The organism is Nereida ignava (assembly GCF_001049735.1).
GTDB lineage: Bacteria > Pseudomonadota > Alphaproteobacteria > Rhodobacterales > Rhodobacteraceae > Nereida > Nereida ignava.
Genome location: NZ_CVPC01000067.1, coordinates 1 through 2,001, shown reverse-complemented (window position 1 = coordinate 2,001; position 2,001 = coordinate 1). Strand labels below are relative to the sequence as shown.

Genomic DNA, 2,001 nt, shown 5'->3' with positions numbered 1-2,001 from the left:
ATGTTGTTGGCCTTCTCATCGGCCACAGTCGTTTCCCACTGAATATCGCGCCCGTTGGGTCCGTAGTCGTGGCACATGAACAAACGCATGTCGTCCGGCAGAGCCAGAACCTTCATGATGCTGTCGTAAAGCTCCTCAGCAGAGCCGCCCGGGAAATCGCAGCGCGCTGACCCACCGTCGGGCATAAATAGGGTGTCGCCCGTAAAGGCCGCGTTGCCCATAACGTGTACCATACAAGCGGGCGTATGGCCGGGCGTATACATGGCAAAGCCCTGCATATTGCCGATCATATAGGTGTCGCCGTCCTCAAATAGTGCGTCAAACTGACTGCCGTCCCGTTGGAACTCGGTCCCTTCGTTGAAGACCTTGCCAAACACTTCCTGCACAACGGTAATCTTGTGACCAACCCCGATTTTGCCGCCCAGCTTTTGTTGAATATAGGGGGCCGCGCTTAGGTGATCTGCGTGGACATGGGTCTCGATGATCCATTCCAACTTCAGCCCGCGCGTCTCGATCTGGCGGATCAGCTCATCGGCGTGATCAAAGGTGATGCGACCGGCTGCGTAGTCGATGTCCATAACGCTGTCGATGATCGCGCAGGCATCAGATGTGGGGTCTTTGACGATGTAGCTGATCGTGTTTGTTGCATCATCAAAGAAGGCCTGAACGTCAGGGGTGATGTTCATGTTTACAGGGTACGTCATTGTCAATCTCCTTGGTCTCAGATGCAGGTGGTGACGGCAGCCTCGCGCCACCCTCAGTGTGTGGGCGGGGCAGTAGGCGGTCGTCATTCAGGGCACCGCTTTATTGGGGCACAGCCGCTGTCGTCATCCGTGTCATCAGGCGTCGCAGGGCAAGTCCAACAACCACCGCAGCGATAAACAGAACTACTTCCCAACGCCCCGTCCCAAGGGCGGGAATAGCCGCTCCGGGGCAAAACCCGGCAATGCCCCAGCCGATGCCAAATAACGCAGAACCACCCACAAGTTTGGGATCAATATTGGTTGCGTTCGGCACTTGGAACGTACCGCCAAACAAGGGCTGCGCGCGGCGCCACACAGCGCGGTACCCAATCCCTGTGACAACCAGTGCACCACCCATCACAAAGGCGAGGCTGGGGTCCCATGTACCTGTAATGTCAAAGAAGTTCAGCACTTTGGCTGGGTTCATCATACCCGACAGAGCGATCCCGATACCAAAGACAAGACCTGTGAGGCCAGCAAAAACCAGTTTCATGGATTAGGCTCCAAATATGTGACGAATGATAAAGACGGTGATGCCGGCGGTGGCCATAAACGTAGGCACTGCAACAAGCGACCGAATGGAAAACCGCGATAATCCGCAGACCCCGTGACCCGATGTGCACCCAGATCCCAAGCTCGCGCCAAACCCCACGATGGTGCCGCCGATCACAATCATGGTCGGGCTTACTGGCACATCGACAGCGGGCATTGTGCCACTGACCAAAAAGATCACACCGGGTGCGGCGATCATGCCAAGGATCATGGCAGCGCGCCACGATGCCTCTGCACGGTTTTGTGCGAAAACCAGACCGGACATGATACCGGTCGCCCCCAGAATGCGGCCAAGGCCAAGCATCAACATGACGGCGCCAAGACCAATCGCGAGGCCACCGCCAAGGGAGCCGAACGGAGTGAAAGCTGTTTCCATGATTATGTCCATCCTGTCTTGATGCCAGCCGCCGTCATAAAACGTCGCGCCGTGCTGCCTGAATTAGTGATCATGAATGCCTCCTCGGGACGATAACATAGCCGCAGAATACACCCCAACAGCCACGCCTTCAGTGACATTGTCACTTAAGGCATAAGAAGCCAAACTACCGATCATGTGCCGTTAATTACGCGCTATGCGCTATGGCGGCCAATCCGGGCTTGTTGGTGAAGGTAATTATACCGCGCGACTGCGAGATGAGCTCGCGTTTATGGAAATCATTCAGCACACGGGAGATGACTTCGCGGGCAGTGCCAAGCTCGCTGGCGA

Annotated in this window: 4 protein-coding genes; all 4 read right to left on the bottom strand. The window is 56.2% G+C overall.

The window, feature by feature from the left end:
- The coding region (locus NIG5292_RS14405; RefSeq protein ID WP_048600224.1) for an MBL fold metallo-hydrolase at positions 1 to 704 on the bottom strand (704 nt) is incomplete at its 3' end.
- A 100-nt stretch (positions 705 to 804) separates the two neighbouring features.
- Positions 805 to 1,236 (bottom strand): DUF6691 family protein, encoded by a 432-nt coding sequence (locus tag NIG5292_RS14400; RefSeq protein ID WP_048600055.1) that lies wholly within the window; start codon positions 1,234 to 1,236, stop codon positions 805 to 807.
- A gap of 3 nt (positions 1,237 to 1,239) precedes the next feature.
- Positions 1,240 to 1,671, bottom strand: coding sequence for a YeeE/YedE family protein (locus tag NIG5292_RS14395; RefSeq protein ID WP_048600056.1), 432 nt, complete (start codon positions 1,669 to 1,671; stop codon positions 1,240 to 1,242).
- A gap of 187 nt (positions 1,672 to 1,858) precedes the next feature.
- Complete coding sequence (locus NIG5292_RS14390; protein ID WP_233488245.1) at positions 1,859 to 1,960, bottom strand: hypothetical protein; 102 nt, start codon at positions 1,958 to 1,960, stop codon at positions 1,859 to 1,861.
- Between the last annotated feature and the right edge of the window lie 41 nt (positions 1,961 to 2,001).

Excerpts from the sequence above, each read along its gene's own strand:
- NIG5292_RS14400 (WP_048600055.1), bottom strand. The coding sequence starts at position 1,236 with ATGAAACTGGTTTTTGCTGGCCTCACAGGTCTTGTCTTTGGTATCGGG.
- NIG5292_RS14395 (WP_048600056.1), bottom strand. The coding sequence starts at position 1,671 with ATGGAAACAGCTTTCACTCCGTTCGGCTCCCTTGGCGGTGGCCTCGCG.